26 protein-coding genes and 1 pseudogene are annotated in these 26,998 nt (G+C 36.3%); 19 read left to right on the top strand and 8 right to left on the bottom strand.

Going from position 1 to position 26,998, the window contains the following annotated elements:
* Positions 1-55 precede the first annotated feature (55 nt).
* Positions 56-826, bottom strand: coding sequence for an adenosylmethionine decarboxylase (gene speD / locus CS060_RS12115; RefSeq protein WP_035049594.1), 771 nt, complete (start codon positions 824-826; stop codon positions 56-58).
* 109 nt (positions 827-935) lie between these two features.
* Here speD and CS060_RS12120 point away from each other — a divergent pair, with 109 nt between their 5' ends.
* The 4 genes and pseudogenes from CS060_RS12120 (at position 936) to CS060_RS12135 (ending at position 5,120) form a co-directional block, all read left to right on the top strand.
* Positions 936-2,762: a monovalent cation:proton antiporter family protein gene (locus tag CS060_RS12120; RefSeq protein WP_035049641.1), complete on the top strand. Its 1,827-nt coding sequence runs from the start codon at positions 936-938 to the stop codon at positions 2,760-2,762.
* Positions 2,763-2,873: 111 nt separating this feature from the next.
* Positions 2,874-3,200 (top strand): nucleoside triphosphate pyrophosphohydrolase, encoded by a 327-nt coding sequence (locus tag CS060_RS12125; protein ID WP_035049596.1) that lies wholly within the window; start codon positions 2,874-2,876, stop codon positions 3,198-3,200.
* Positions 3,193-3,795: pseudogene (locus tag CS060_RS12130) on the top strand (phospholipase D-like domain-containing protein); the annotation flags it as partial. The gene CS060_RS12125 and the pseudogene CS060_RS12130, both read left to right, overlap by 8 nt.
* 248 nt (positions 3,796-4,043) lie before the next feature.
* On the top strand, positions 4,044-5,120 hold the full coding sequence (locus tag CS060_RS12135) for a nuclease-related domain-containing protein (RefSeq protein WP_099669008.1): 1,077 nt from the start codon (positions 4,044-4,046) through the stop codon (positions 5,118-5,120).
* Here the strand turns inward: CS060_RS12135 and CS060_RS12140 are convergent.
* Both CS060_RS12140 and CS060_RS12145 read right to left on the bottom strand, forming a co-directional pair.
* The gene (locus CS060_RS12140) at positions 5,117-7,171 is read right to left on the bottom strand and encodes a UvrD-helicase domain-containing protein (protein ID WP_099669009.1); all 2,055 of its coding nucleotides are present in this window, start codon (positions 7,169-7,171) and stop codon (positions 5,117-5,119) included. The two genes, CS060_RS12135 and CS060_RS12140, sit on opposite strands and share 4 nt — an antisense overlap.
* Entirely contained in the window at positions 7,158-9,965 is a 2,808-nt protein-coding gene (locus CS060_RS12145; RefSeq protein WP_035049612.1) for a PD-(D/E)XK nuclease family protein, read from the bottom strand. Before CS060_RS12145 ends, CS060_RS12140 begins: the two co-directional genes overlap by 14 nt.
* Positions 9,966-10,057: 92 nt before the next feature.
* Between CS060_RS12145 and CS060_RS14160 the strand changes: the two genes are divergently transcribed.
* The 3 genes from CS060_RS14160 to CS060_RS12155 are packed head-to-tail and all read left to right on the top strand — an operon-like array spanning position 10,058 to position 12,626.
* Complete coding sequence (locus CS060_RS14160; RefSeq protein WP_180271090.1) at positions 10,058-10,231, top strand: DNA modification system-associated small protein; 174 nt, start codon at positions 10,058-10,060, stop codon at positions 10,229-10,231.
* Between the two features lie 11 nt (positions 10,232-10,242).
* A complete protein-coding gene (gene dndD / locus CS060_RS12150) occupies positions 10,243-12,264 on the top strand; it encodes a DNA sulfur modification protein DndD (RefSeq protein ID WP_099669010.1) in 2,022 nt (673 codons plus the stop codon).
* On the top strand, positions 12,252-12,626 hold the full coding sequence (locus tag CS060_RS12155; RefSeq protein WP_035049617.1) for a hypothetical protein: 375 nt from the start codon (positions 12,252-12,254) through the stop codon (positions 12,624-12,626). Before dndD (CS060_RS12150) ends, CS060_RS12155 begins: the two co-directional genes overlap by 13 nt.
* 123 nt (positions 12,627-12,749) lie before the next feature.
* Here CS060_RS12155 and CS060_RS12160 read toward each other — a convergent pair whose 3' ends face one another.
* The 5 genes from CS060_RS12160 to dndB are packed head-to-tail and all read right to left on the bottom strand — an operon-like array spanning position 12,750 to position 18,772.
* Complete coding sequence (locus CS060_RS12160) at positions 12,750-13,898, bottom strand: cysteine desulfurase family protein (RefSeq protein ID WP_035049619.1); 1,149 nt, start codon at positions 13,896-13,898, stop codon at positions 12,750-12,752.
* Positions 13,895-14,281, bottom strand: a complete 387-nt coding sequence (locus tag CS060_RS12165; protein WP_035049621.1) for a DndE family protein — start codon at positions 14,279-14,281, stop codon at positions 13,895-13,897. The genes CS060_RS12160 and CS060_RS12165 overlap by 4 nt, the downstream gene beginning before the upstream one ends.
* Before the next feature lie 3 nt (positions 14,282-14,284).
* Positions 14,285-16,306 carry a DNA sulfur modification protein DndD gene (gene dndD, locus CS060_RS12170; RefSeq protein ID WP_099669011.1) on the bottom strand — a complete coding sequence of 674 codons (2,022 nt, stop codon included), beginning with the start codon at positions 16,304-16,306 and terminating at the stop codon, positions 14,285-14,287.
* Entirely contained in the window at positions 16,293-17,675 is a 1,383-nt protein-coding gene (gene dndC / locus CS060_RS12175; protein WP_035049628.1) for a DNA phosphorothioation system sulfurtransferase DndC, read from the bottom strand. The genes dndD (CS060_RS12170) and dndC overlap by 14 nt, the downstream gene beginning before the upstream one ends.
* A gap of 2 nt (positions 17,676-17,677) precedes the next feature.
* Positions 17,678-18,772, bottom strand: a complete 1,095-nt coding sequence (gene dndB, locus CS060_RS12180) for a DNA sulfur modification protein DndB (protein WP_035049630.1) — start codon at positions 18,770-18,772, stop codon at positions 17,678-17,680.
* 108 nt (positions 18,773-18,880) lie between these two features.
* Here dndB and CS060_RS12185 point away from each other — a divergent pair, with 108 nt between their 5' ends.
* The 12 genes from CS060_RS12185 to CS060_RS12235 all read left to right on the top strand — a co-directional run bounded on the left by CS060_RS12185 (position 18,881) and on the right by CS060_RS12235 (position 26,881).
* Positions 18,881-19,165 (top strand): hypothetical protein, encoded by a 285-nt coding sequence (locus tag CS060_RS12185; protein ID WP_035049631.1) that lies wholly within the window; start codon positions 18,881-18,883, stop codon positions 19,163-19,165.
* A gap of 56 nt (positions 19,166-19,221) precedes the next feature.
* Entirely contained in the window at positions 19,222-20,217 is a 996-nt protein-coding gene (locus CS060_RS12190) for an HNH endonuclease (protein ID WP_099669012.1), read from the top strand.
* Positions 20,218-20,280: 63 nt separating this feature from the next.
* Positions 20,281-20,490 carry a hypothetical protein gene (locus CS060_RS14410; protein ID WP_306559377.1) on the top strand — a complete coding sequence of 70 codons (210 nt, stop codon included), beginning with the start codon at positions 20,281-20,283 and terminating at the stop codon, positions 20,488-20,490.
* 13 nt (positions 20,491-20,503) lie between these two features.
* Positions 20,504-20,887, top strand: coding sequence for a class I SAM-dependent methyltransferase (locus CS060_RS14415; RefSeq protein ID WP_306559378.1), 384 nt, complete (start codon positions 20,504-20,506; stop codon positions 20,885-20,887).
* Positions 20,888-21,099: 212 nt separating this feature from the next.
* Entirely contained in the window at positions 21,100-21,384 is a 285-nt protein-coding gene (locus CS060_RS12200; protein WP_035049634.1) for a type II toxin-antitoxin system HicB family antitoxin, read from the top strand.
* A gap of 252 nt (positions 21,385-21,636) precedes the next feature.
* Positions 21,637-22,695: a tetratricopeptide repeat protein gene (locus CS060_RS12205; RefSeq protein ID WP_035049636.1), complete on the top strand. Its 1,059-nt coding sequence runs from the start codon at positions 21,637-21,639 to the stop codon at positions 22,693-22,695.
* Between the two features lie 66 nt (positions 22,696-22,761).
* On the top strand, positions 22,762-24,210 hold the full coding sequence (locus tag CS060_RS12210) for a M20/M25/M40 family metallo-hydrolase (protein WP_035049639.1): 1,449 nt from the start codon (positions 22,762-22,764) through the stop codon (positions 24,208-24,210).
* A gap of 730 nt (positions 24,211-24,940) precedes the next feature.
* Entirely contained in the window at positions 24,941-25,228 is a 288-nt protein-coding gene (locus CS060_RS12215; RefSeq protein ID WP_021094943.1) for a hypothetical protein, read from the top strand.
* 117 nt (positions 25,229-25,345) lie between these two features.
* Positions 25,346-25,606: a hypothetical protein gene (locus CS060_RS12220; protein WP_019417554.1), complete on the top strand. Its 261-nt coding sequence runs from the start codon at positions 25,346-25,348 to the stop codon at positions 25,604-25,606.
* Positions 25,603-25,986 carry a retropepsin-like aspartic protease gene (locus CS060_RS12225; protein WP_035050787.1) on the top strand — a complete coding sequence of 128 codons (384 nt, stop codon included), beginning with the start codon at positions 25,603-25,605 and terminating at the stop codon, positions 25,984-25,986. Before CS060_RS12220 ends, CS060_RS12225 begins: the two co-directional genes overlap by 4 nt.
* Before the next feature lie 57 nt (positions 25,987-26,043).
* Positions 26,044-26,169 carry a DUF4411 family protein gene (locus tag CS060_RS12230; protein ID WP_082180343.1) on the top strand — a complete coding sequence of 42 codons (126 nt, stop codon included), beginning with the start codon at positions 26,044-26,046 and terminating at the stop codon, positions 26,167-26,169.
* A 106-nt stretch (positions 26,170-26,275) separates the two neighbouring features.
* Complete coding sequence (locus tag CS060_RS12235) at positions 26,276-26,881, top strand: class I SAM-dependent methyltransferase (protein ID WP_035050786.1); 606 nt, start codon at positions 26,276-26,278, stop codon at positions 26,879-26,881.
* The last annotated feature ends 117 nt before the right edge of the window (positions 26,882-26,998 follow it).

Raw genomic sequence — 26,998 nt, forward strand, 5'->3', positions numbered from 1 at the left:
ACCGTACGTACGGTGGTGTGAGAGGACGGAGGTTAATCACCTCCTCCTACTCGATTCATGAATGCGGCATATTTTTTCCATAAAAAATCTCATCCATCTCTATGCGCAATTTATGTGTGATAGCGTCTGCGTCCTCTTTCGTTAGCTGATCTTTTGATAACTCAAATAAATAGTTATCTAAATCAAACTCACGCAATTTGCATTTCGTATGAAAAATATGTTCTTGATAGACGTTCACGTCAATCATATCGTATTGTTTCCGAATGTCGTCAGGAATGTAGTTTTGAATGGATGTAATATCGTGATCAATAAATAACTTTTTTCCTGAAATGTCGCGTGTAAATCCTCGTACACGATAGTCGATAATCATAATATCAGTCTCAAACGAGCGAATTAAATAATCAAGTGCCTTTAACGGTGAAATTTCTCCGCACGTGGCGACATCAATATCAGCCCGAAACGTGCTAATCCCATCGTTCGGATGATATTCCGGATATGTATGTACTGTAATATGACTTTTATCAAGCGCACAAACGACCGCTTGCGGCACAGGCGGTTGTTCTTTTGGAACTTCAATCGGTCCTTCTGAAATAAGCATGGTGACGCTCGCCCCTTGTGGCACGTAATCTTGTTTGGCAACATTTAAAATATGCGCGCCAATGATATCCGCCACATTTTTTAAAATGCTCGTCAACCGATCCGCATTATACACTTCGTCAATGTATGCAATGTAAGCTTCCCGCTCGCTTGCCGTTTTCGTATAACAAATGTCGTACATATTAAAACTAAGCGACTTTGTTAAGTTGTTAAATCCGTGTAGTTTCATGATGCATCTTCCTTTCTTTTTTCTTATGTTGCCCCGTTTATGCGAAAAAATTGTAACTTTGCTCACAAACTTATATAATGGGTGAAAAGATTGGAAGGAGGGATGAATGATGCATGCATCGCTTTCATCATTAGTTATTGTCATCGTTGCCGCTTTCCTCACGCCACTTTTATTGCATCGTTTTCGTCTGCACATGATTCCTGTCGTGGTGGCGGAAATTATTGTAGGGATTATCATCGGGAAGACGGGGTTCAATATTGTTGAACAAGATATGTGGCTCGAGACGTTATCGACGTTAGGGTTTTTGTTTTTAATGTTTTTAAGCGGGTTAGAAATTGATTTTTCTGCTTTTGCTAGTAAAACGAAGAAAAAAGGAGAAAAAGAGCCGAATGCATTTTTTGTCGCCTCCAACATATTTTTCGGCATTTTTCTCGTTTCGCTCGGTCTTTCATACATGTTCGTTTGGCTCGGTTATATCGATAATGCCTTTTTAATGACGCTTATTATTTCTACGATTTCGCTTGGCGTTGTCGTTCCAACGTTAAAAGATGCCCAACTCATGAAAACGACGATTGGGCAAACGATTTTATTAATTGCGGTTATTGCGGACTTAGTAACAATGGTTCTTTTAGCTGTATTTGTATCGACGTATGATCCGAGTCATGGAAGCATATGGTTATTGCTCGGTTTATTTCTGGCTGGTGTTTTGTTTTATTTTGCAGGGAAATATTTCAAAAAACGCTCATTTATCGAAACGATGGCAAAAGGGACGATTCAAATTGGCACGCGCGCTGTATTTGCGTTGATTATTGTTCTCGTCGCTTTATCAGAAACGCTTGGTGCGGAAAATATTTTAGGTGCGTTTCTTGCCGGTGTTCTTGTCTCATTATTAGCACCAAATCAAGATTTCGTTCATAAGCTTGACTCGTTTGGATACGGCTTTTTTATCCCGATTTTTTTTGTGATGGTCGGTGTCAATTTAGATCTTCGTCCATTGTTTACGCAATTCGATATTTTATTGCTGATTCCGCTTTTATTTATCGCGCTTGCCATTTCTAAAGTCGTTCCGGTGTACATGTTACGCATTTGGTATGATCGCCATACGACGCTTGCGGCAGGATTTTTACTCGTTTCGACGCTTTCGCTCGTCATTGCCGCAGCAACGATCGCAGAGCGAATGGGGATGATTGATGAAAATATGAAAGGCGCTTTGATTTTAGTCGCTGTGCTCACGAGCGTCGTTTCACCGATTATGTTCAAAAAGTTGTATCGAGTGGAAAAAGAAGAGCGAAAAAAGGTTATCAAATTGATTGGTACAAATCAATTTACGCTTGCAGCTGTTCGTGATTTGTCTCCAGATGAATATGAAACAACGTTGTATCATATTCGCCAAGATAAAATGGAACAGACGGAACACATTTTCCCGATTGTCGATATCGATGATTATTCATTCGAAACGTTACAAACACATGATGCACTAACAGCTGACGTTGTCGTCGTTTTAACAGGTAACGAACAGACGAACGCCCAAATCGCAACATGGGCAAAAGAGCAAGGAACCCCGCGCGTCATCGCCTTCGCAGAGTCACCATCGGTTGTTCAACAATTAAAGGATGTTGGCGTTGAAACGATTTCTCTCGCCCTATCAGCCGGAGCGATGTTAAAAGCGTTTATCGAATCACCAAATGTTGTCCATATGTTAACACAACGAGATATCGCACTTCACGAAATCGAAATGAACAACTTGGCTTATCACGGTGTGCTTCTCCGCCAATTCCCATTTCTCGGCGATTGCATCATCGTCCGCATTTTCCGCGGGCACGAATCGATCGTTCCACACGGCGACACCGAAATGCGCATCGGCGACCGCATGATCGTCACCGGATCGGAGGAATATGTGAAAGAATTGCGGGAGCTGTTAGAGGGGGAGTATTGAAAACCGAGGGAGAAATCCTCGGTTTTTCCTTTTTTATGATGATTCTTTTATATATGAAAAAATTCTAGTAAAATATGTAACAGATGAAGAAAAAGTAGAGGAGAGGATACGATGCCTATTTATAATAAATTGGTTCGAGATTTGATTCCTAAAATTATTGAAGAAGCAGGGAAGTCGTTTACGATGCGAACATTAACCGATGAAGAATATCGCCAAGAACTGCGAAAAAAAGCGTTTGAGGAATTAGAAGAATATATGAATGCATCAGATGATGTCACAGCGGTGGAAGAGTTAGCTGATTTATTGGAAATTATTCATGCGCTTGCTGAATGCCATGGGGCAACGATGGAACAAGTCGAAGCGGTTCGTGCATCGAAAGCCGAAAAACGTGGAGGGTTTAAAGAGAAAATTTTCTTGATTGAGGTACATGATGAGTAAAGTCGAGTTTATTAAACGTCATTTGATCGAAAAGCTAAACGAGTATATCGAAACATCTTCAACAATTTATATTTTAACGTCGTTTGTGATGAAGTCGGGTGTGGAGGTCATGAAAGAACCGCTCCGACGTGCAGCGGAGCGGGGCGCGGACATAAAAATTTGCACTGGCGATTATTTATATGTCACACAACCTGAAGCCTTGCGCCAGCTTATCACGATCCATCCGAATATTGAAGTTCGGTTATGGAAAAGTGACGGTTTTTCTTTTCACCCGAAAGCGTATTTATTTGAAAATCAAAATGATGGGTATTTTGTTATCGGTTCGTCGAATTTATCGCGTTCTGCGTTAACGAGCGGTGTAGAATGGAATGTTGGCGTGCCTAAATGGGTGGAAGAAAGTGTATTTGCTCAAGTGATGAATGAGTTTTTAACCATTTTTTATGCGGAACAAACGGTGCAAGTAAACACCGAAACGTTAAAGCAATATGAACAACAATATGACGATTATCATCAACGTCATACAAATCTCGTGCGACAATGGACGAAGTTAGAAGAAGTAGAATTGATGATTCCACACCAAAATGTTGATGACCAAATGGAGCGGCAGTTCCGACGACTTGTCGCACTTGAAAATAACGTTTTCTCGCTCAACTTTTCCATCGTTGTACAAGAGGATGAGGAAATATTGCGTTACATTAATGGATACAAGAAATTTGTGAGTATAGATTGCATGTGTATTTTGAGAGGAAGGAAGAAGGAGCAAGAGTTCGAGCTGTTCAATTTACAGGGGAATGTTCAAACGGCGAGATCGAGTCGTTCTCGACATCAGAAGGAGGATGTTTTATGGCCAAAGTTATTCCGACAGATCTTCAGTTACATACTCGTGGAGAAGAGAGATTAGTGAAATTTTTTGAAAAATTTCTAGATGATTTATGGACAGTTTACTATGAACCAATTATTGATGGAAAACAACCGGATTTTATTTTGTTTCATAAATATCAAGGAATTGTGGTCGTGGAAGTAAAAGATTACTTGAGAAAGTCAATCAAAGAAGTTAGTACTGACTTTTGGAAAATAGATGTAGAAGGTAAAATTATAAGTGTTAAATCTCCGATCAAACAAGCGATAGAATATAGAAATACTTTAATTACTTTATTATCGAAAGAACATGAATTATTACAAAAAAGTGGCGATTATCAAGGGAAATTAAAAATCCCAATAGCTATTGCATGTATGTTCCCAAATTTATCAATAGATGAAGTGGAACATATGGGAATTGACAGAGTTATCCCTAAGGATCAAATATTTTGTAAAAATGATTTGGAAGAGGGAGAAGACTTTATAAATAGAATTTTTGGCTTAACAGGTCGTTTGTTCATCTCAGAAGGATTGACAGAAAGAGAAGCAAGAATTATTAGTCAATGTATATATCCGATTATCAATGTTACCGAAGAGGTCGATTCATGTATTTCAGATGATATAGCATATATATCAAAACCTCAAGTTAACTTTTTCTTATTTGAGCATTATATAGATGAGTTTCAGTTCGTTATTAATAAAACGAATCATTTGATACGTTCAGGAGAAGCCCAGTTGATAGGGATAATTTATCCAACTAATCGCCCCTTAAGGAAAGGAACGATTGCACAATTTATTGATAGTGCCTTACAAAATCTAAACTTGCTAACCCCTAATCAAGCATTTTCTATTCGGGTTACGGATTTAAAAACTGTTGATTGTGGCTATATGTTCGATTATTTATTTTTTATTGATATCAATACAATACAGAGTAAGGATGATTATCAAATATTTAGTCGCTTAATTAAAAATTCGCTAAAGTTTAAAACAAATATTATGCTTACAGCTAATGAGGAATCGTTATTGACCATAAAAATAAGAAATCGATTAGCAAAGCGCTAATCGATTTTAAGCCAGTTTTGAAAACAAATTTTTGTTTTAGGACAATTGTTGCTTCCAACAAGAACTAACTTTTCTTTCGCTCTAGTTAAGGCTACATACAAAACACGTAATTCTTCAGAATAAGTTTGATATCGATTTAGAGAAACGGCCTCCTCATATCCTTTTGAAATGATATTGGAAGATGTAGAGTAATATGTTGTGTACGAAAATTCTAGTGTCTGTTGATCACGGTGTACTAATATCTCTGGACTCAATGCTTGTTGGCTAATACTCTGATCTAAGTTGGGTAAAATTACAATTGGAAACTCTAATCCTTTTGCTTTATGGATTGTCATAAACGTAACATATTCTTTCGAATTAACCTGCTCAGAAACATTGGCTTGGGGTTCATCTTTACCTGACTGAATCATTGCTGAAAGCCAATCGATAAATTGTTGTAAAGTGATGTTTTCATTAGAACTTATTTTTCTTGCCATTTGTTTTAACTTTATTAAATTCGCATAAATTTGAGTAGAGCAACCATTCTTAATATTTGTAAACTTATAAATAAAATCTAGAATTTGAGCCGGTGTCCATATGCTTAGTTGACAATGGATTTTATTGTATAGATTTTGCAAAGTCTCTTCGTGATCAATGAACATAGTATCGATAGCTTCTATAAGATATTTTTTAAGAAAAGGGGTATTAAGGTATTGTAAAATTTTTAGCGCGTCAATAATTTCTTTTTGATTGAAGAAATCCCCGCTATCAACTATGCGCACAGGAATTTTTTTGTTTGAGAATTCTTTTATAAAATCTCTCATTTCGAAATTTTTCCTAAATAATATACAGTAGTTTGAAGCGACATTATTTTCTAATTCTTCCTGTATCCATTCAGCAATTTTTTTTGCTTGAGATTCTTTTTTGTCACATAAAATCCATTGACATACTTTTGAAAAATCAATCTCATTCTTGTTTTCTCTTGGTTTTAGGGGTTCTTGATAAAAAACATACTTTTCATTTTCTTTCTTAATATTGTCAAATATGTGATTTACAAAAAATACTATATAAGGTTCAGAACGCCAGTTTGTGGATAAAGTTAGGACAACCCCATCTTCTCTAATCCATTCTTCTATTTGAGAATATGAGTCAATGTCTGCCCCACGAAATTCATAAATTGACTGCTTTAAATCCCCTACAACAAATAACGCGGGAGATCTCTCGGGATCCTCACATATTAGCTTAACCATTTCAGCCTGGTATAAAGATGTATCTTGAAATTCATCAATAAAAATGTATCTGAATTTATTTTGAACAAATTCTAAAGCACTCCGGTTTTCTTTAAGAATTTTATAGCAATATTCGAGAAGATCATCAGTGTCTAAAAAATAATATTTGTATTTCATATGCCGAGTGTGAATTTGTTCAATTAATTCTAGCAACTCATTTTTTAATCTTCTTTGTATGGATTCTTCTAAATTCGCATAGCGTTTAGTTTTCTGAATGACTTGTAAAATATCTAGCCCTTTTGTACGCAGTAACTGATAAGCTTGGGTAACAATTCCTTTTAATTTGTGAATAGGCATTATATTTAGATGTTCAATAGTTTTTTGATGTTGCCGTTTTTGCTTAATCCATTCCTCAATAACTTCCTCAATCACTTGTTTGTGCGATTGTGTTTTTATAGAAAAATTAGGATTGAATAGAAGATAGTCATTATAATATGGACCTATTTCATCTAAAATATTTCTACAAAATTTATGAATTGTAGATATTTGGCAGTAATTTAAAGATTCTAATTCATACCGAAATCTTCGCTTTTCCTCGTTAGAAGAACTATTTTTCCACTTTTGATAAATTCGTTTTTTCAAGCGAGTTTGTAGTTCTTCAGTAGCCTTGTTGGTGAAAGTAATAATAGCCATATCCCTAATAGATAAGGAGGGGTCATTTTCAATAAGTCTTATAATTCGGCGGGTGAGAATTTCTGTTTTCCCTGTACCCGCCCCAGCCTTTACTAAAATTTTTCTGCTTGTTTCATTAATGACTGCTAGTTGTTCTTCAGTCAGTTTCATTGGTTTGAATCTCCTTTTCTTTACAGGCTTTTTGGAAAGCGCAATAGTTACAATGGGATCCGGTGTTCTTTGGAAATTGATTTGTTGAGAACTTTTTCGCATAGTAGTGTAATGTTTCTTCAGCAACATGTTCTTTGCGGCAGAAGTTGCTAAGTAAGTTAAAGTAATCATCTTTGATTTCTTTTAACCGTTGTTGTTCCTCACGATGATCATTTGTATGAAATGATAGTATTTTTCTCATATTTTTAATTGCGTAATAATGGGTTGAGGTTCCATATCTTACTTCTAACTGTCTTTCTCCATGAAATTCATAAGAATCGATTTTTACAGTGTGACTTTGGGTCTTCAATGAAAGTTTCGCGCTTTTGTGATTAGCTTGCGACAAGATTTGTTTAATTAAATTTGATAAGTGGACGCTGGTTCTCATTTTGACGTCTTCCCAGAAGCGTTGTCCCATTGGAAAGAATGGTTTAATCTTAAGTTCTGCTTCGTGAATTAGTGCTGGCAACGCTCTCTCGATTTTATTTAGTTTTTGAACAGATATATCTGGGAATTTTTCTATTAGCTTTACTACAGCTTCTTCGTATAAGTAAGAAACAGCGAAATTTTGTAAATGGAATATCGTTGAGTAAATGTGTTCATCTGAGATAGTCTTTTCATAATAAAATCTTCTAGGACAAAATCTATAAACAGCTATATCTTCTATGGTAATAACTGTATCTGGTCCGAGAGGTTTTGGTTTTACTTGTTTTGTTACTATATTGGTCTGTTGAGCTATCCTACTACCTTCAAATAAAAAACCTGCACGCATTAACAAATCCTCAATTGTTTCTTTTGAATTAGAACTATCTTCTTCAATACCCAAACAACTAGCAATGTCGTTTAGATAATGGGAAGGGGATAGTTCGATACCATCTTCGAATTTTGAATAGGAAATAGTCAGTTTCTTTTTAGCTGCATTTAAGGCGATATAAAAATGATAGATAGATCTATCAAGATAATAATGAACTAAAGATATATCATTAGGGAATCTTTGAGCAGTCGTTTGATTTAAAATTTTCCTTTCTATACTTAAATTGATTGGCCAACGATATTTAATTGTTTCCGGATACATATTTTGTGTGAAACGTGTCAAAAAAACGTATTCATATTCTTGGAATTCAACATTGTTTGGTCCTGTTACTGAAATTTTATCTAAATCCCTGTTATCCATTTTCTCGTATTCTTTGTCAGTCATAATAGTATGAATTCTTTTTGCAAACTCTTTTCGACTAACTAGTAGATGGTGATCCGATGATAAATTCTCTGCAATGGATAACAAACGTGTTTCAATTTCTGGATCGATACAGCCAATAAAAGGTGAATTTTGAATATAGGAGATCAAGTCATACATATGATCACGGAACGTCATTTGATCGCAAGTGATTAATTCTTTGCTCACTTTCTCTATAATTTCAACAGCATTTTTTAAATGAAGCAGCTCTTTTTCAGTAACATGGTAGAGAGGATGATGAAGAAATTCCTCTGCGAGCTGCGACTTTGCACGAATCAGTTGTTCAAGCGTATTATACCATTCGCTAAATGACTTACAATCTTCAAAAAAAGCTTTTAGAATCTCAAATGGTCTGATTAGCTCCTTGAAATTCTCGAAGAAATTTGCATGGATCAAATCAGTAAACATTTTGATATCGAAAATATGCTCTATCCCCAAAGCATCAATTTGGTCATCTGTATAAATTTTTAAAAGATTGTTAATAGCTCTACCATGTGGCAGCTGGATCAAAGGACGTTCAGGGACCAGTACTTTTAGATTGTAAATTTCTGATAACTCACGAACTACAGGTCTCAACTCCATTGGATTCGGTGTTAAAATAGCAATTTTCTCTGGTTTTATTGATTTTTGATGGATAAGTTGAGCTGCCTGTTCAACTGTTCTATCTAGTTCCTCTTCTTGAGAGGTGAAACGCAAAATTTCCACAGAACGATCATCAATATCTTTAACTTTTGAGTGAAAGATAGATATTGCTAGTTTTTCTGAAACATTAAGTTTCATTTTTTCATTTTTAATAGACTGCCAATTTGAAATGGGAACAAAACTACCGTATGTTTTCTTAATGGCTTCAAAGGCTGGATGCTTTTCTATATCTAAGTCGACAGGTAGAAAACATTTTATAGGTTTATTTAAAGATTTAAAACGATTAATCAACATCTGATGTTTGGGGAGAATTGGTAGAAAAGCCCCGTCCAGCAAGAGCATTTCAAAATCGTTGAAGTCGTACTTTTCTATTAATTGAACACTTGCTTGACCAAAGTCTAACAATTTGTTTTGTGAGAGTGTTGTTGTATATTGTTTGTATAAATTACACACAAGTTGCCATGAATCAGATTGATCTAGGGTGCGAATCTGTTCGATAGTCAGACCTGTTTGTGAAAGTATCAAGAAACAGTCTGAAAGGTCTGTTATTGATAACCTCCATGCTAAGTTGTTAGTATATTGGTTTTCTGAAAGAATACGCTCAATAAGAATTAAGGATTCACGCTTAGATAGAACTTTTAGATCACTCTTCGTAACGAGGTCTTGTAGGAAATTATCCATTTCGTATAATCCGACATGTTTCTCACGTATTTTTTCTTCAATTCCCCTGATATATTTCTTTTTGTAAAAATTCATTCGTCTACGATATAAAATAAGTGTTGGTACGATATGTAAGTTCTTTTTTGAATTATTACAGATAAGATAATTCTCAATCCATTTTTCGATATCACCTGTGTTGGGCGAACATAGTATTTCCATTTCAATCCCACCTACTATATATTTTCTGATTTTTATAGTATAATACAATGGTGATAATAAGCAATACCAATTAAAAGGCAGGGATAAAAATCATGCACGTTGAAGAAAAAAAAATCATAGAAGAGATATGTGAGAAATACAAACTTAAACCTTCTTATTTCACGGAATTATTTAATATAGAAAAAGAATATGCAGATCGAAATATGGAAACAAGAAGAGGGATTTATAAAGAAATCAAAAGTAAAATTGACAATTGGATAAGATAGGGGGGGAATCCATGATATTTGAATATATTAGATTTAAAAATTATCGACCGTACTATGGAGAACAAACAATGTATTTTCGCGACAAAAATAAAGAAAAAAATAATTTCTCTGTACACAAAAGAAATATTATTCTTATCGGTGGGCTCAACGGTCATGGAAAAACATCCCTAATTAATTCTATTTTTATTTGTTTTTATGGACGTAGAAAGTTTAAGCAAAAAGAATATAACGAACTCCTGAGAAATGCAGTAAATAAGAAACATATTATGGAAGGTGGGAAGGAAGGATCGATTGAGCTAGCGTTTACTGATGAAACAGGAAGCTATGCAATTGAGGTAATATTTAATCATGATGAATTAAAAGAGATACGTCGTGTATATGAACTAAATCAGGAACTCAAAAAAATCAGAGAAATTGCCACAACTGAACAAGCTTTTTATGAATTCATTGATCAGCGAATCCCTATGGATGTGTCGCAGTTTTTCATTTTTGATGCAGAAAAGATTCGTGATTTAGTAGGAGAACAAGAGCAGTCTGAAACAATTAAGGCGATTCAAAGAGTAGTTTCTTTAGAACTTTACAATCAATTATTAAAAGATCTAGATCATATTTCAAGAGAATTAACAAACGACTTAAGAAAACAGGTGAAAGATGAAGATATTAAGAGTTTGTTTGAACGCTTGGAAGAAATAAATGAAAAATTAGATAGGTTTGAAAATGAGGAACAAAAGATAAATGAAGAAATAGCAAATTTAAGTGAAGAAGAAGTAGAGTTACAACGTAAGCGTAGACAAATGATTTCTAGCTCCAGTGCAACTAAACAACAATTGAATAGATGGATTGGGGAACATGAGCAAAAACTAAAGCATCATAAGGATTTCTTGAAAAAGTTTAAAGAAAGGGACTTGCAACAACTCATTTTACTTCCTGCAATACGTGCTTTGAAGCAAAATCTAAAAAGAGAAAAAGAGTATCTCGAAGCCAAGTACAGAGAAGAGCTGCAATTTGTTGACTATGAAAATTTTATTGTCAAGCTTTTAGAAGTTGAAATTGATCCTCCGTTGACAGAAAAACAAAAAAAACAACTTAAGATAAATGGAAGAGAAGTGTGGGCAAGATTAAATAATATTCAACGAAGTGTTCTTAAAGAACAAATTCAAACTATTCACGATGTATCCAATAAAGATTATCAAACACTTATTAATTATCCTGAGGCCAGATCGAGGGATATAAAGCCGATAATAGAAGAAATGAAAAAAGCTGAAGAAATGCTGCGTAAATATCAGTCTCAATTAGAAGATGCACCTGATGAGATCGATACGTCAGAGATTGATGAGAAAATTAGAGTATGTAATCAGAGATTAGGGGAACTGCGCATAAAGAAAAAGCAGCTATACTCTCTTATTCGCAAACTGAGAGATGAACGTTTTCGGATTCAAAGTGAAATTACAAAGAAAGAACAGGAAAAAAATAAACCGGGTCCAATTGAGCAAAAAATTGATTTAACAAACCGTCTTCGAAATGCTACTCAAGAGTTTATTGATCGAGTCACATTATTAAAAGCGAAACAGTTAAAATTAGCTGTTGAAGCGATCATTGAACAAATGTTTAGGAAAAATGAATTTGGAAAAGTAGAATTTCACCAGGAAAAATTCACGCTTACCATTTATGATCAAGAGGGAAAAGTAGTTGATTTGATGTCAAGATCTGAGGGGGAAAAGCAACTCATTGCTCTGGCGATGATTTGGGCGCTTACAAAGGTATCAGGAAAACAAATACCGTTTGTGATTGATACTCCACTTGCTCGTTTGGATAGCATTCATCGGTCTAATCTTGTGAATCACTATTTCACTAAATTGAGTGACCAAGTGATCATTCTATCGACTGACACAGAAATTACTCAAGATTTTTATGAGGAGCTGGCTCCATTTATTGAAAAATCGTATTTATTAACATTTGATGAACACGAAAAGTACACAAAAATAGAAGAAGGATACTTTTTTGAGAAGGTGACAAATCCATGGCTGGCGTAAAATTATCGAAACACGGTTATGAAATCCTTGAAGTCGTGATGACTGAATTAGAAATGGAGCGTCCAGAAGTTCTTAGGCTAGCCTTTGCTAAAGGATTAACTGAATCAGAAGCGATTCAGGAGGTTAAACGAGAACATTCTGATTTTGAATTTCCTGTTAGTGTTATTGCAAAGGCGGATGAGATTCTGTTAGTTAAACATTTAATTATCGATAAGGCTCAGACACAAATTGACGAAAAGAAATTGGATAGGCTGATTTTAAGTTGCGTTGAACAAGGACTTGAAATTATGAATCAAGAAATAAAACAGCTCTCAAGTGCGGATAATTACTTGCTTTATCTGATTCAAAAACATACAGTATAAAAGTTGTAATTATATAAGAAATAAAATAAATACTCAATAAATACTCTCTGATATATGTGCTTTACTTTGTAAAAAAATGTATTGATTAATAAAAGGCAGCCAAGCGTTATGACTCGGCTGCTTTTATATTGTTAGGCGCTCTACATGTTTCTTTAAATTCTGGATAAAATGATCTATTTTATTTTTATCGAGGTATTTATTCAACGAAATTCTAAAAGAATTTTTGATTTCTAAAGCATTTAAACCAATAGCACCTAGTACATAAGACGGTTCATTAATTGAGCATGCTGATCCAGTAGAAATAGCAAATTCGTCTTTAAGCCCCCGAATAATTAGTTCATTGTTTATTCCTGGTATTGTAAAATTAATAACTCCAGGGATTTTTTGTTCTGGATGCCCGTTAAATTTTATGTCCGGAAATTCTTGTTTGAGCATTGATACTAAATATTCTTCAAGTTCTAACAGTTTAGCTCGGTGTTCTTCTAAATGAATTTTTGCGACTTCAGCAGCTTTTCCAAGACCGACGATATTATGAACGCTTAATGTCCCAGAACGATAACCATCTTCTTGACTTCCGCCATGCAAAAGCGGTGTAATTTTTGTCCGTAAACCTAACTCTCGTTTGCGAATGAAGCATGCACCGATTCCTTTTGGTCCATACATTTTATGCGCAGATAGCGAAAGGAAGTCAACGGGTACTTTCGACAAATCAACTTCTATTTTTCCTAACACTTGGGTGGCGTCCGTATGAAAAAATATATATGGATGATGTTCTTTCACGTATTTGGCAAGCTCCTCGATATTATTAAGAGTACCTATTTCATTATTTCCCCACATAATCGAAATAAGAATTGTATCCTCACGAATCGCATCTTTAAGAGCTTCCAACTGTACCTGGCCGTATTGATCAACATCTAAATACGTTACTTCGAAACCCTCGCTCTCTAAGAACTTGCACGTTTCAAGTATCGATTTATGTTCAATTTTAGATGTGATAATATGCTTCCCTTTATTTTTGTAATAGTGAGCGACTCCTTTTAAAACAAAATTATTGCTTTCAGTCGCACAACTTGTAAAAATAATTTCATTCGGTTGGCAGGAAAGAAGTGAGGCCACATGGCCTCTTGCTTCTTCCACAGCCCTTTTCGCATTTTCTGCTAATGTATAATATTTACTTGAAGGATTTCCGTACTCTTCGTTTAAATAAGGCCACATAGCTTTACTTACTTCTGGATCGATGGGGGTTGTGGCACTACTATCTAAGTATATCATCGAATCATCTCCATTTCGAAATTAGCTAAACTCCTAATAAATTTTTCATAATTTCCAGCATATTTGTATTCATTTTCGAGTAATTTCGCACCGCGATCTAAATGTTTTTTTATAAGAGTAGGGAAATATTCTTCGTCAGTAATGGCTCTTCCAAGTTGTTGAGCAATAATTGCTTTATATGCAAAATCATATACCCCCGTCAAAGTATTTCGATTAAACTCTAATCCGTTTGTATCTGACTCAAATTCTTCAATAGGGTCTTCTAATAACAAAGAGAAAGAAATAGCCAACCTTGCTAAAATGTTTGGTGTCAAATTTGTATTTATTTGCATTTGTTTTAAGATTTTCATTGTATCTTTGGATGTTTTGAGACGAAATTGCATAGATTAGTTCATCACCTTTTGAAAGAAATAGTTGTGATTAATTTCTACCCGATTTGTTTCTCTGTTAAAACACAATACAAACTCTTGTTGAATATGCGGTTTAATTTTTTCGTAATAATATTCATCGATTTCAGTGTTCGTTGAGAGAATGATTACTTGTTCTCCTGCAATTGGTAAGTATTTATCTATAAGATTTTCCTTATGAGTGCGGTCGAGACGTCCAAATAAAGTATCTAATACTAACGGAATCTGTTGTTTGGACGCTTTTAATAATGCCCATAATAGAGATAAAAAGAATATTTGTGTTTCTCCGGCAGAAAGGGAATGTTTAAACACTTGACTATTCGTATGATTAAGCATAGTCATTTCAAAAGTATAAGGATCAATTTTAAATGAATTTAAAAATTGTCCTTTTCGCATTAATGAATTAAACATTTGTAAGAAGTATGTTTCAACTGTTCCGAGATATTTATTAACTTGAATTTCTTGGTATTTAGTCAAAACTACATTAAGTTTTTGGCACAATTCAAAAATATTACCGTCTTTTTGAGCTTTATATACTCGTTTCGCTATTCGTTCTTTTTGTGCAACAAGTTCATGATAGAATTTTTCCGCTTCTGTAAGTTTAACTTCGTTGTTTTCAATCTCAAACTTGATTTGCTCGTGAAGACGATGTTCTTCATTGAGCTTGTTGACAATTTCTTTTAGAGTATCATCTTTTACATTGTGCTCAATTTGTTTTTTCGCATTGTAAATTTCATGAGTGAGATGTTCCATTCTTAAGAAATAATGATCTATATCTTTTCCACTAAATTGACGAACAGATTCAAACAACTTGTGCATAGCACGTTTTTGTTCTCTAGTCATTCCATGAATGATTTGGAACTTGTCTATATTGATTCCTACTGGTTTCAGTAGATTAAATAATTTAGTACTTATCTCATTCATAAAGGCTGAAGAAGCCTCATTTCCATCTTTGTCAGTAATACAAAATTTATGAGATAAACTTTTTAGTAAATGTGGGAGAGTTTGTTGACCGAACTCATCTTTTAACATTTCATATTTTTGTACTCTTTCTTCATTCTCAAGCTGAGTTATTGCCTGTTGAACAAGTTTTTTAGTGATAACAAAAGGTAGAAGGGAAGCAGTGATCTCTCTAACTTCTTCGGATATTTGTCTCTTTTCTTGTTCCATCAAAAAAATTTTATTATTTAACTCCTCACGTTCGCGCGCAATCATGCCCCCATGACTAGAGAATTCGCGCTCTAATTCTTGTATTCTCACTTGTGTGTCTTTTAACTTTTCTTTTAATTCAGCTATTCTTGTTTCTAATCGATGAATTACAGTTTCTTGATTACGTAAATCATGTTCAATTTGCGTATATTGTTTTTGTTCATCTGTTAGATTTGAGAAGACGTTTTCTTGTTTTAAGTATTTGAATAAATCGTCTCTAAGAATATCAAACAGGTCCAAATTAAAAAGAGTCATAAACGCTTCTTTTACATTCTGTTCAAACCGTGAGTCCAATACATATTGTTGTACTTTTTCTCCATCAAAAAAGAAAAAATCGAACAGACTTGGTGGTAAATAGCGTCTTAAAAAGTTGTAAAATTCTTCAGCCTCTTTTTCATTGAAGATATTATTATCTTTGTAAATTTGAACATATTCTTTAAAAGAATCTTTATTGATTCTCCATTCCCTGTGGATTTTATAATTTTCCTTCTCACCATGATTGCGGATCGTGAACTCTACTTCGATACTTGCTTTTTTTACACCTTCTGAAAGTGCATATATGTTGATCTTATCTTTAATATACTCCATGTACTTATTGTTTGTAGATTTATATCCAAGAAACAATGGGCCGTAGATTGCTAATTTGATAGCAGATAGAAAAGTGGTTTTGCCAGCACCATTTTCACCACCAATTAAAATGATGTTACCTCTTTCGTTTTTTTCACCAAATGAAAATTCATTATGTCCGTAGTATATTCCAAAGTTATTGATTACCAACTTATTGATTCGCATATTTTTCACCCGTTAACTTGTCAAAGTGTAGCCATTCTTCGTTGAGAACTCGATTGATTTCTTTTAAAACTCCATGTCTATGTTTATAACCATAATGTTCGAATTCTAAATTAATCAGCTTCTGCATTAGTTCAAACTCCACTTTTTCTTCAATACATAATTGTTTTAGTAGGTTTATATCTTCTTTTTCTAAGAATTCATTTTTCTCAATATTCCATTCAGGCTTTCTCCCGTATACTTCTTCATAAATTGTGACGACAGAGTCTTCCCAATCTCCTTTATTGAACCAGATTCGCCGAATTTCTTTTAGTTCTTCTAAAGTGATGAGTTCATATTTTGGATAGTCTGGATGTTGTAACTCTTTTTCGGTCTCAAGAAGTTTTTTCAGGATCTCTTTGCGATACTCAAGTGTATACGGTCCTAAGCCCTTACGTTTATTTTCGTCGTCACCAACTAAGTAAACAGCACCATTCATTCGCTTTTTTTCGCGATTTTCTTCTTTATCACGGTTCTCAGATAACCAGTTTCTAAAACGAAGCAAAGGAGTCAGCCACTCGTCCCCAGATTCGATGAAGCCTTTCAAAGATTTATCTTCTTGTACGACTGTACACACCCAACATCCAAAACGACTGTTCCCGCACGATGGAGTTGATTGATCAATTACTAGAGGACACTCACCTTGGCTGTCCTGGTATAGTGCCAACAGATCATGATTGTCTGCTCCCCATGGGTTCGGAACTTGTAAGAGATATGTCCAAACATCATCTAATGAAAAATCTTCAATAGGAGCATAAACATACGAATTTGGGAGTTTAGTATGCCTGCGTAATACTTTCCCTTCTATTTTATGAGTATTCATTACCTGAGCTCTCGTTGCACTCTCTGATTTTCTTACACCTAAAACTACAACAGTTTCTCCAAACTCAGATACTTTATTGAGAATGAAGGTGTTTGCTGGATCAATCTTTAACCGATCTGTACACCATCGAAACTTTTGTCTCGGAGCGGGGTATCCTCTACCGATAAGATTAACCCAAAAAGTGTTTTTTATATCTGGCATCACTTTTTCTACATGTATAGGTAGTTCTAAGTCTTTTGCTGACTTTTTAATTTTTAATAATTGCTCATTAATATGTTTTGATACTTTTGGATTTTCGACCATTGTATCAGAAGAAATAATGTATACAGGCTTTATCAAATCTCCTTTGCTCATTGACGATAAAGCGTAGAATACAACTTGTACAACAACAGTAGAGTCTTTTCCACCACTAAAACCAATTACCCATGGACGGTTATCAGACTTATAGACTTCTTGAATATCTTTATATAAATCTTCCTTTTTGTACTTAGAGAAATAGTTTAGAGCCATTTCTAAAACTCCTTTTTAAGAAATTCATATTCTAGCTGTTCTTCTTCTTTGCTTAATGGTAATCCTAACTGGGCTTTGATTTGATTTTTTGTTAATTTGATTGATTGTTGATTTTTGTTAATTCTACCATTTTTATTATAGGCTCGGTGGAGCCAAAGAGAAGTATTGGATCGACTCCAATCAACTCGTCCAAGATCTTTAAGTATATGTTCCCAGCTTTTTGGGTTGTTTATACGAAGTTCATAGCCGATCATTCCAATTGCTTCAAGTATAATCCCATAAGAACATAGATAGTTAGTTCGTAACTCGTGAGCGGTCATTTGTTTATTGAACACAAGTTGCCACTCGTTAATATTTTGTGTTAAAATATCCCAAAACCTTTTCAAGAAATTCTTTGTATCTTCTGAAATTCTAGATCCTTTTTTTAAGGCTACTAAATTTTTATTAGTAGCGTAGATCGCGCTAAGTGTAAAGATTTTTGGGCTGAATTTTGATAATGATGAATTTTCCATATCAGTCAATATTCTTAATAAATCATTTGATTGAATGATTTCTTTGGTGATGATTGATAGTTCATCACGCCAGTCATACAAAATTCCAATGGATTTTGTAGAGGTCACAGCGTGTTTGTTCAAATCTGCAAATAACTGCTGACTTCTTTTTAAACCTTGATCGTGAAAGAAGACAACAGAAATGGTTTCATTTCCTAAATCAGGATTTATGCTGATAGCCTCTTCAATAGCAGCTCGACGGTGTTGACCATCGTTAATGAGAAATCGAGCATCCATGTTAATGACGAGCCTTCCAATATTCTTATTGTTTGTATGGTCATATGGGATAAAATTCATTTCACCATCTACAGATGCAGTAATGGAAGAAAACACATAATCGTTTGGATTTTCTAGAATATACTTTGTTATTTCAGGTATCCTATTTCTGTTTAGTAGCCGCTGAGCGCGAAATTCAGGGGGGATTTCTTCTTCATCAAACAAGAAAATTTTAGGTATTAATTTTAAAGGACACATAGCTACATAATACTCACGGTTTGCTTGAACTCCTCGTACAGCAGGGAAATTGTACGTAAAATCATAATCCATATGTATAACCCTCTCTTATTACGTACGTAATATTGTTTCGTTACTTAATTTATCATATAATATCAGCTGTTGACAACTTTTTTGGTGAAATGAAAGGGGATTAATGAGATGGAAAAATGCACGAAATGTAATCGTAAAGATATCGAATTATTTGAAACTGGTGATTTGAGAATAAACCATATCGAAATGATGTGCGAAAATTGTTTAATGGATATGTTTCAAGAAAAAATAGAAAAAGAGAATATTGAATGTGACGAGTGTGGCGCACAAGCAAAGGTAAGAATAGATGATGGAATTGCTTGGTTTTACTGTGAAAAAGGGTGTGAAGATTTTTTTTATGGGGAATATTTGTTAGAGCCATTAGATCCAGAAGATGATGATGTATGGTTTTAATATAAAAACGTACTTCCGTCTGTATAGTTATCTCTGTTGATTATGGGGGAGTTAAGGTGGGTTGGAGTTTACAGATTGGGGAGATTAAAGAGCACTATTTAACAGAACAGCAGATTTGGCAGATGTTTAATGTTTTTTTCTCTTCTAAATCGAAAAACACAACAACTTATAAATTTGGACTGATTAAATCGATCATTGAAAATTTATATAATGTAAATGAAAATTTAGAATTGAGTTATGATCTTTTGTTTGAATCTTTCACAAAAATTTACTGGAATCTAGTTATACATCATCATTTAAGACAAGGGAATCATTCAGTGAAAAGTTCAGAAATTGAGAAGGTATTAACAAACTTCCGAGAAAAGTACGGGATTCCAGACAACTTTCGCTTTGACAAACTTTCCTTGATCTTGCAGTTAGAGCTTGTGCAAAAAATAAAAAGGAAAGCCAAACGTTATGTAATAGGGGCGCTTTACGGGGATTCAAGAGAAGTTATTTATGAATTTGATTTGAAGAGAGAGTACATGAGATTGAATGGTAGTGTGTATAAGTTTATGTTGAAATACCAAAAGGTGCTTACGTATTTGACGAACTATCATCTTGCCTTGCTTTTAGAGAAATACAATAAAGCAGAGGATACGGTTCATATGTTAATGAAGGTCGAAAACGTTTCAAAAAGGTCTTCGCTTGATGAATTTTACCATATTCTTATTTCTTTAGGAGAGAATGCATGTTTTTATTGTGGAAAAACATTAGGTAACCGAGCAGTCGTCCATGTTGATCATTTTATACCGTGGAGCTTTGTACAAGCAGATCACTTATGGAATTTAGTGCTAGCATGTCGCAATTGCAATATTTCAAAGCGAGATCAGGTCGCTAAACCGTCTTTTTTGAATATTCTCATTGAACGTAATGAGAGACTTGTTAATTTGAAAGAAGATATAGTTCAAAGAAAATTCGAAATGTATCGACCGGAAAAATTAGAAAATTTGTATGAATATTCTGTTGTAAACGGTTTTGATAACTTATGGACCCCTAATGTAGATCGCTAGTGATAATATTTCGGTTCTCGATTTTCTACAACGCATGATTTCAAAAAAGAAAGGACCCCATACATGAACAATCGTTGGAATGCGTTTATCTACAAATGCTGGGCGCCCGTTTATGATTTCTTTTTTAATCGTGGGTTATTTTACCAAGCAAGAAAACAAGTGTTTGGCGGAATGGAAATTCCAAAAGGGGGCAGTGTATTATTTGTCGGAGTTGGGACAGGTGCTGATTTAGCGTTTTTTTTCGCTAGATCATATTCGAGCGGTAGGAATTGATTATTCGCCAGATATGCTAAAGAAGGCAAAACAAAAATACTCATCTGTTGAATTGAAGCAGATGGACGCACAACGTTTATTGTTTCCGAACCAATCGTTCGATATCGTAATCGCTAGTTTAATCCTTTCGGTTGTTCCACATCCTCATCAAGCAATGGCTGAAATGATGCGTGTCACAAAAAGTGGAGGACGAATCATTATATTCGATAAATTTTCGGATTCAAAGCGCTCGATACTTAAACGAATCATCCGTCCATTTCTTCAAGTATTAGGGACCGATATCGGTCGTTCGTTTGAGCAACTATATGAAGCGTACCATCAAGAATGTCGAATAGTAGAGGATATGCCGGTCATACTGAAAGGTATGTACCGAAAAATTGTTATAGAGAAAAGCTAAGGTAGCCTTATTTAGAATGGAAATTGAAAACATATGATGATGCTTCACGACATGATGAGTTGTTTTGAGGGCGTTATATACGGAACAGATTGTGAACGTTTTCGAAGGGAGCAACGTATTTATTGAGCCAAAGATTTTAGAAGAACGCCAGCGACAAATAATCGATTTGTTGGCAAGATGTCCATGAACAATGAACCACCGGAGGATAATCAATGGCTGTATATCAATTTTACGCAATCATTCAAAAAGACGAAGAGGATGATGGCTATATCGTTACTTTTCCAGATTTGGACAACTGCTTTACCTTTGGAGAAACGTTGGTGGAGGCTGTAGAGATGGCAGAGGATGTATTGTTGACAGTGCTCGACTATATGGAAGAAATAGGGGAGGACATCCCTATTGCTTCTTCTGTCGAAAAGCTAAAGGAACTCTTGCCTAGCGGCGCCAGCCTTGTAAATATTGAGATTGATACAGATACACTTACAAACGTGAGCTAGTTTACGTGATTTTAGCGAGAAAGCTCCTGTCTTTAGGCATAGGGGTGAATCACATTTCATCGTCTTGAATCGGACGCACAGGGCGCAAGGCACCATCGAGTAGGGTCTTGCGGAACAAAGGCGGGTTCTGCACGCAGGTGTACGAGAAGCCCTTTTGTACGCAAGAACCCCGCGACTTTAGTCGTTGGGAGATTCAGAGATTGGCTACCGTAGGCAACGGTACGAGCGACTAATAGATGAAGGAGCATTTCTATGAGAAGATTAACACAAATGACCCTAGATGAATTATACGACCGTGAAGAACAGCTTCTTGAAGAGTTGAATAGCGGTGAGGCAAAAGATTGGATTTATCATGAAATTGTCGATGTGTATGAAAACATGTACCGTTACTTATTCCGTTGTTCCGCAGAGGAAAAAGAGGAACATGGATTTGAGTATGTGAAAAAACGGCTCGTGAGTTATTTGATTCATTATGGAACGTATTTGAAAACACAGCTTAGAAAAGATGAGCGTATGGCGAAAACAGCGTTTCAAAAAGCGTTAAGATATGATTCGGAAAATCCGATTGCCCATTATCGTCTCGGGTTTTTAGCGTATAAGGAGAAAGAGTACGCAAAGGCGCAGCGTTACTTTGAAAAAGCGCTTGAATATCAAAAGACGTATTCGAATTCGGAGTTTTGCTTAAATGAACGACAGCTATATTATGCTCATCTGTATTTAGCGAATAGCGCCTTGTTTATCGCAGAAAAAACGTATCGATCGCTTGAGAAATTTCCTGATTATATAAACGATCAAGAGAAACCTGCGGAACTTTCGTTTTTGCATGAGTTGCTACAGCGAAACGAAAATATTTTAACGATGCAGGCATTTACGAAATGGACACCGGCTGGTAAAGCGTATTGTTCAAAAGAAGAATGTGAAGAAATCATGATGGATCCTCCTAGAGATACGGTTGTTCTTTATTTTTCTGATTGTGAAAACGTTGTAGCTTATAACGGCAGCGAAGTATGTTTGCCACGCGATCCTGCGGAGATGCTTTGTTATTTTTTAGTGAAAACAAATCAAGAGCGTCCGGCAACGAAATATGATGTAGAGGTGTTTTTTCGGCGTAGAGAGAATGACGGGATTCGCACAAATACGTTTATTCAAAAAGTAAGGCGTCTTCGGGAAAGGCTAAGTCGCGTTCGAGTGCCCGATATGATCGACTCATGTCAGTTTCGAGGGGAAACCGCCTACTATTATAACGGTCTTGTCGATTATATCCTTATGTATCGAAGTGATTATACGTTTATGTTTCGTGACGATTTGTGATGACATGTGTGTCATCGCTCTTTTTTTATACTAAGTTTGTAAATGATGAAAAGGAGCGATGATGCGATGAAAACATGGAATCAATTATTTATTCGCCAAGGGTTTGTTGTGGAGGAAAAGCATCCGAATGAGTTTATTTGTACAAACGAGAGAAAAGAAAACGTCGAGTTTTTGTTGAAAAGTTTGGATGTAGCGAATGTCGATTATACGTTTTGGAACGATGTATTAACGATTGATAGCCCACCGATTAGCGAAAAACAATGGCTGAAAGCAGTCGATTTTCCTCAGCGTGGCGTTTGGGAGGCGATTGGGGTAGAGGAGCCGAAAGTATTTGAGTTAGATACGTATATGAGCGGTATCATTCGTGAGTTGAATCGTTTGGGGCTACGTACCGTTTTTTGCTGTGACGGGCATGAGGAAAGAAGTCCTTATGTGTGTTTGGATGAGCGGACAAATATCGAGAAAGTGTTGCAGTTGTTGAATGCACTTCAAGTTAATGTTCACTTGCGACATTCTCGTTTTCATAAGGTCGTATTTTTGACAAAAAGAGAGCAGCTTCTTGATCTCGCCGAGCACATGCGGAACGTACAAGTCGATTGGTTAGAACAAGGCGAACAATATATCCGAAAAATGTTGTTTTTGCATACATTGGAAGAGTTGCTTAGCATTTCAGGGGAAAGTGGAAATGAACATCATATTCGTTCGGTCGTATATGAGAAACTTGCGCCATATGTCGATCGCATCACAACAGATCAATACGGAAACTTGCTTGCACAGAAGAAATGCCAAACCGGACATGGACCGACGATTTTGTTGAACGCTCATTTAGATACGGTAGAAGCATTCGCGCCAGGAAGAACGATTGTGAAACAAGGGGCGATTTGGTCGAGCAGTAAAGGCATTTTAGGAGCGGATGATCGCGCTGGGGTGGCGGTATTGCTTGAAATGGCGAAATGGCTTGACACATCTTCATTTAACGGAACGATAAAATTTGTTTTTACCGTAGAAGAAGAGTGCGGGCTTGTTGGAGCGCGGAAGCTAGAGGAATATTTTCTATGGGACGTTGATGCAGCGATTGTTGTTGATCGGCGGGGAAGTGGGGATATAGTCACATCATGCGGCACGATTCGGCCGTTTTGCGATATTCGCTACGGACAGTTTTTTGAACAAGTAGCTCGTGACATTGGATTAACTCATTGGACATGTACGGCTGGTAGAAGTAGCGATACGAGAATTTGGGCAGAACATGGCATTCAAAGCGTAAACTTATCTGCAGGATATGAGTGGGAACATACGGACGACGAAATATTAAATACGGATGCTTGTTATGGAACGGTGCAACTCATTCAAGCGGTGCTTAATCAATGGCGAGACTTTTCAACAATGTTGCGCAATTTGCGTCGTGGTGATCGAAACGATGTATGTTATGTTGGTCGAAATGATTTACGTCGTGTCGATCGAAAAGTTGTCAAAGTGGAAAGAGTGTCAAAAGTGAAATCGAAGCAGATGGAATGATTCATTTGGCGCTGTGAAAAGGACGTCGCTTAGGCGTCCTCTTGGTGGTGTGCTCGGCATGGGTGCAATCTCTAGGGTGAAAGTCCCAAACTGCGAAGGCAGAAGTAGCAGTTAGCTTAACGCAAGGGTGTCCGTGGTGACGCGGAATCTGAAGGAAGCGAGCGGCAAACTTCCGGTCTATGGAAGGAAAGATTGCACTCTTACCCGAGGAGGTCTGATGGATACGTGAAGTACCCTTCACAACCTACTTAGCGATAAGTAGCTGAACCATCAGAAGTCAGCAGAGGTCATAGTACGAATCGGTCTAGAACGATTCGGAAGGACCGAACAATCAAGAGAAAATAGCCCTTGGCATTCAGTCCGTCATGATGAACACAGAAAACGAAGTGCCTCCCAAGAGAAAGGAAACGGTGAATCCCGTGGGGGATCTCTTGGAGGCTGGAGTGACGACTGGCATAAGAAGATCAGCTATTTACGGAAGGAAGAAGAACGATGCTCTTGAATAAAAAAATTCTTGCGTCACTGATCTTGATTGAACCGCCGTATACGGAACCGTACGTACGGTGGTGTGAGAGGACGGAGGTTAATTACCTCCTCCTACTTGATTATACGTGTGAGCGGGCTGCTAAATCTGTGCAGTTTCATGATTTGTATGCATCGAAAGAGGAAAGAAGAAACAAAAGGCGTATATGTTTTTTAGGAAGTGGAGCAAAAACAAAGGAGAAGGAAAATGAAAAAATGGGCAGTGATGTTATTCTATACGATTGGCGTCGCGGCAGTCACGTATGTATCGTTTCGATTAGCTCTTTTTGGAATTTTCGAAGCAACGCAATTTCCGAATCGGCTCTTTTTGTTCGGGCTCACATTGCTTTTATTCGGTACGTTAGCCATTGGAGCGGGTGCAAGAAAGTATATATTTTCTGTTTCTAACAATAAGCAAGAAAGAACGAAGCTGCAAGCAAGTTTTCTTTTATGCACCGTAGCGGCGATTTGGGTGACGATTTGGTTTTTAGTTTAGGGAGTGGCGGAAGGTCATCGCCCCTACACGATTCCTACAGACTCTTGGTTTGTCAAAAAGATCCGCTTTTTCTTTGTTTGTGTTAAGATAAAAGCAAAAAGAAATGGGTGAAAGACGATGAAGTGGGAAGAGATTCGGAAAGCTTTTCCAAATCGTTGGGTGCTTATTGAGGCGGTGGATGCCTATACAAATGAGAAAAACGAACGTGTTTTAAACAAATTAATCCCGATTGAAACGTTTTCGGACCCAATGAAAGCAATGAGTGAGTATAAACATCTTCATAAGGAAAATCCTCATCGAGAATTGTATGTTCTTCATACGAATCGCAAAGAAACAAATATTGTGGAAAGAACATGGACGGGAGTGCGCCGAGGATGATAGAGCTTCGTATCGAAGAAGGGATGTTGCTCGCTACATTGCAGTTAACCCATAAAAATAAAACGATTGAGTTAAAAAGAGCGTTAATCGATACCGGCTCAACAGGCACCATCGTATCTGCTGATCAAGCAGCAACAATTGGAATCGTTCCAGAAGAAAACGATTCTATTTATCGAATTAGCGGGGTGGGGGGAACGGAATTTGTTTACGCAAAAATTGTAGATGAAATCATGATAGGATCCATGAAAGCAGCAAATTTTGAAATTGAATTTGGTGCGATGGAGTACGGAGTAGAGCTAGATGCGATTATAGGACTTGATTGTCTTTTGCATATTGGCGCTGTCATCGATTTAGAAAAACTTATTCTTTATGCACGCTAGTGGAGAGATGAGGAAGGAAAGCAGTTCACAAATGGTGAATGGCTTTATCCTGAATCCGTGACACATGAACAATTTGAGCCCAATTCTAAAAGGAGAATCCTCATTCCGAATGTTTGTCGCGCATTCAACGTGCTATATATGGATACTTTTGATATGTTACGTTGTTTACGGGTTAAATTTTAGTTTGTAATTATGCTGAGAACTTGCAAGAATCATAGATTAGGCCTGAGGGGTACTGTTCTTAACTTTTTCATTCTTTTTCTTAAAAAATTCAGAAAGGACTCCACTCATGAACAACCGTTGGAACGCGTTTATCTACAAGTGTTGGGCACCCATTTATGATTTCTTCTTTAACCAAGGGGCGTTTTATCGAGCAAGGAAGCGAGTATTTGATGGAATGGAGATTCTAAAAGGGAGTAATGTATTGTTTGTTGGGATTGGAACCGGTGCTGATTTGGAGTTTTTCCCTCTAGAGCATATTCATGCGATAGGGATCGACTATTCGCCAGACATGCTAAAGAAGGCGAAAGAAAGGTATTCATCTGTTGAATTTAAGCAAATGGACGCACAACATTTATTGTTTCCGAACCAATCGTTTGATATCGTAGTCGCCAGTTTAATACTTTCTGTTGTTCCAGACCCTCATCAAGCAATGGCAGAAATGGTGCGTGTGACAAAAAGAAGAGGGCGAATAGTTATATTTGATAAGTTTTCTGATTCAAAGCGTTCCGTACTGAAACGAACCACTCGCCCATTTCTTCAGCTAATGGGCACTGATATCGGTCGTTCGTTTAAGCAACTATATGAAACATGTCAACACGAATGCCGAATAGTAGAAGACGAACCGGTGATGTTGAAGGGAATGTATCGAAAGATTATCATGGAAAAAAGATAGAGGGATGGCGTTGATTTGCTTTTCATGTTTTACGAATAGGACGTCGCTTAGGCGTCCTTTTTTGGTGTGCTCGGCATGGGTGCAATCTATAGGGTGAAAGTCCCGAACTGCGAAGGC

Source organism: Anoxybacillus flavithermus (genome assembly GCF_002742685.1).
Taxonomy (GTDB): domain Bacteria; phylum Bacillota; class Bacilli; order Bacillales; family Anoxybacillaceae; genus Anoxybacillus; species Anoxybacillus flavithermus_E.

Bases quoted from the DNA above. Each gene is read 5' to 3' on its own strand.
- CS060_RS12145 (WP_035049612.1), bottom strand. From the start codon at position 9,965: ATGGAAATACTATGTTCGCCCAACACAGGTGATATCGAAAAATGGATT.
- CS060_RS14415 (WP_306559378.1), top strand. From the start codon at position 20,504: ATGCTAAAGAAGGCAAAACAAAAATACTCATCTGTTGAATTGAAGCAG.
- CS060_RS12135 (WP_099669008.1), top strand. From the start codon at position 4,044: ATGGCCAAAGTTATTCCGACAGATCTTCAGTTACATACTCGTGGAGAA.
- CS060_RS12120 (WP_035049641.1), top strand. From the start codon at position 936: ATGCATGCATCGCTTTCATCATTAGTTATTGTCATCGTTGCCGCTTTC.
- CS060_RS12205 (WP_035049636.1), top strand. From the start codon at position 21,637: ATGAGAAGATTAACACAAATGACCCTAGATGAATTATACGACCGTGAA.
- dndC (WP_035049628.1), bottom strand. From the start codon at position 17,675: ATGGCTCTAAACTATTTCTCTAAGTACAAAAAGGAAGATTTATATAAA.
- CS060_RS12215 (WP_021094943.1), top strand. From the start codon at position 24,941: ATGAAAAAATGGGCAGTGATGTTATTCTATACGATTGGCGTCGCGGCA.
- CS060_RS12185 (WP_035049631.1), top strand. From the start codon at position 18,881: ATGGAAAAATGCACGAAATGTAATCGTAAAGATATCGAATTATTTGAA.
- CS060_RS12210 (WP_035049639.1), top strand. From the start codon at position 22,762: ATGAAAACATGGAATCAATTATTTATTCGCCAAGGGTTTGTTGTGGAG.
- CS060_RS12155 (WP_035049617.1), top strand. From the start codon at position 12,252: ATGGCTGGCGTAAAATTATCGAAACACGGTTATGAAATCCTTGAAGTC.
- CS060_RS12225 (WP_035050787.1), top strand. From the start codon at position 25,603: ATGATAGAGCTTCGTATCGAAGAAGGGATGTTGCTCGCTACATTGCAG.
- CS060_RS12235 (WP_035050786.1), top strand. From the start codon at position 26,276: ATGAACAACCGTTGGAACGCGTTTATCTACAAGTGTTGGGCACCCATT.
- CS060_RS12160 (WP_035049619.1), bottom strand. From the start codon at position 13,898: ATGATATACTTAGATAGTAGTGCCACAACCCCCATCGATCCAGAAGTA.
- CS060_RS14160 (WP_180271090.1), top strand. From the start codon at position 10,058: ATGCACGTTGAAGAAAAAAAAATCATAGAAGAGATATGTGAGAAATAC.
- CS060_RS12165 (WP_035049621.1), bottom strand. From the start codon at position 14,281: ATGCAATTTCGTCTCAAAACATCCAAAGATACAATGAAAATCTTAAAA.
- speD (WP_035049594.1), bottom strand. From the start codon at position 826: ATGAAACTACACGGATTTAACAACTTAACAAAGTCGCTTAGTTTTAAT.
- dndD (WP_099669010.1), top strand. From the start codon at position 10,243: ATGATATTTGAATATATTAGATTTAAAAATTATCGACCGTACTATGGA.
- CS060_RS12140 (WP_099669009.1), bottom strand. From the start codon at position 7,171: ATGAAACTGACTGAAGAACAACTAGCAGTCATTAATGAAACAAGCAGA.
- dndB (WP_035049630.1), bottom strand. From the start codon at position 18,772: ATGGATTATGATTTTACGTACAATTTCCCTGCTGTACGAGGAGTTCAA.
- CS060_RS12220 (WP_019417554.1), top strand. From the start codon at position 25,346: ATGAAGTGGGAAGAGATTCGGAAAGCTTTTCCAAATCGTTGGGTGCTT.
- CS060_RS12200 (WP_035049634.1), top strand. From the start codon at position 21,100: ATGGCTGTATATCAATTTTACGCAATCATTCAAAAAGACGAAGAGGAT.
- CS060_RS14410 (WP_306559377.1), top strand. From the start codon at position 20,281: ATGAACAATCGTTGGAATGCGTTTATCTACAAATGCTGGGCGCCCGTT.
- dndD (WP_099669011.1), bottom strand. From the start codon at position 16,306: ATGCGAATCAATAAGTTGGTAATCAATAACTTTGGAATATACTACGGA.
- CS060_RS12125 (WP_035049596.1), top strand. From the start codon at position 2,874: ATGCCTATTTATAATAAATTGGTTCGAGATTTGATTCCTAAAATTATT.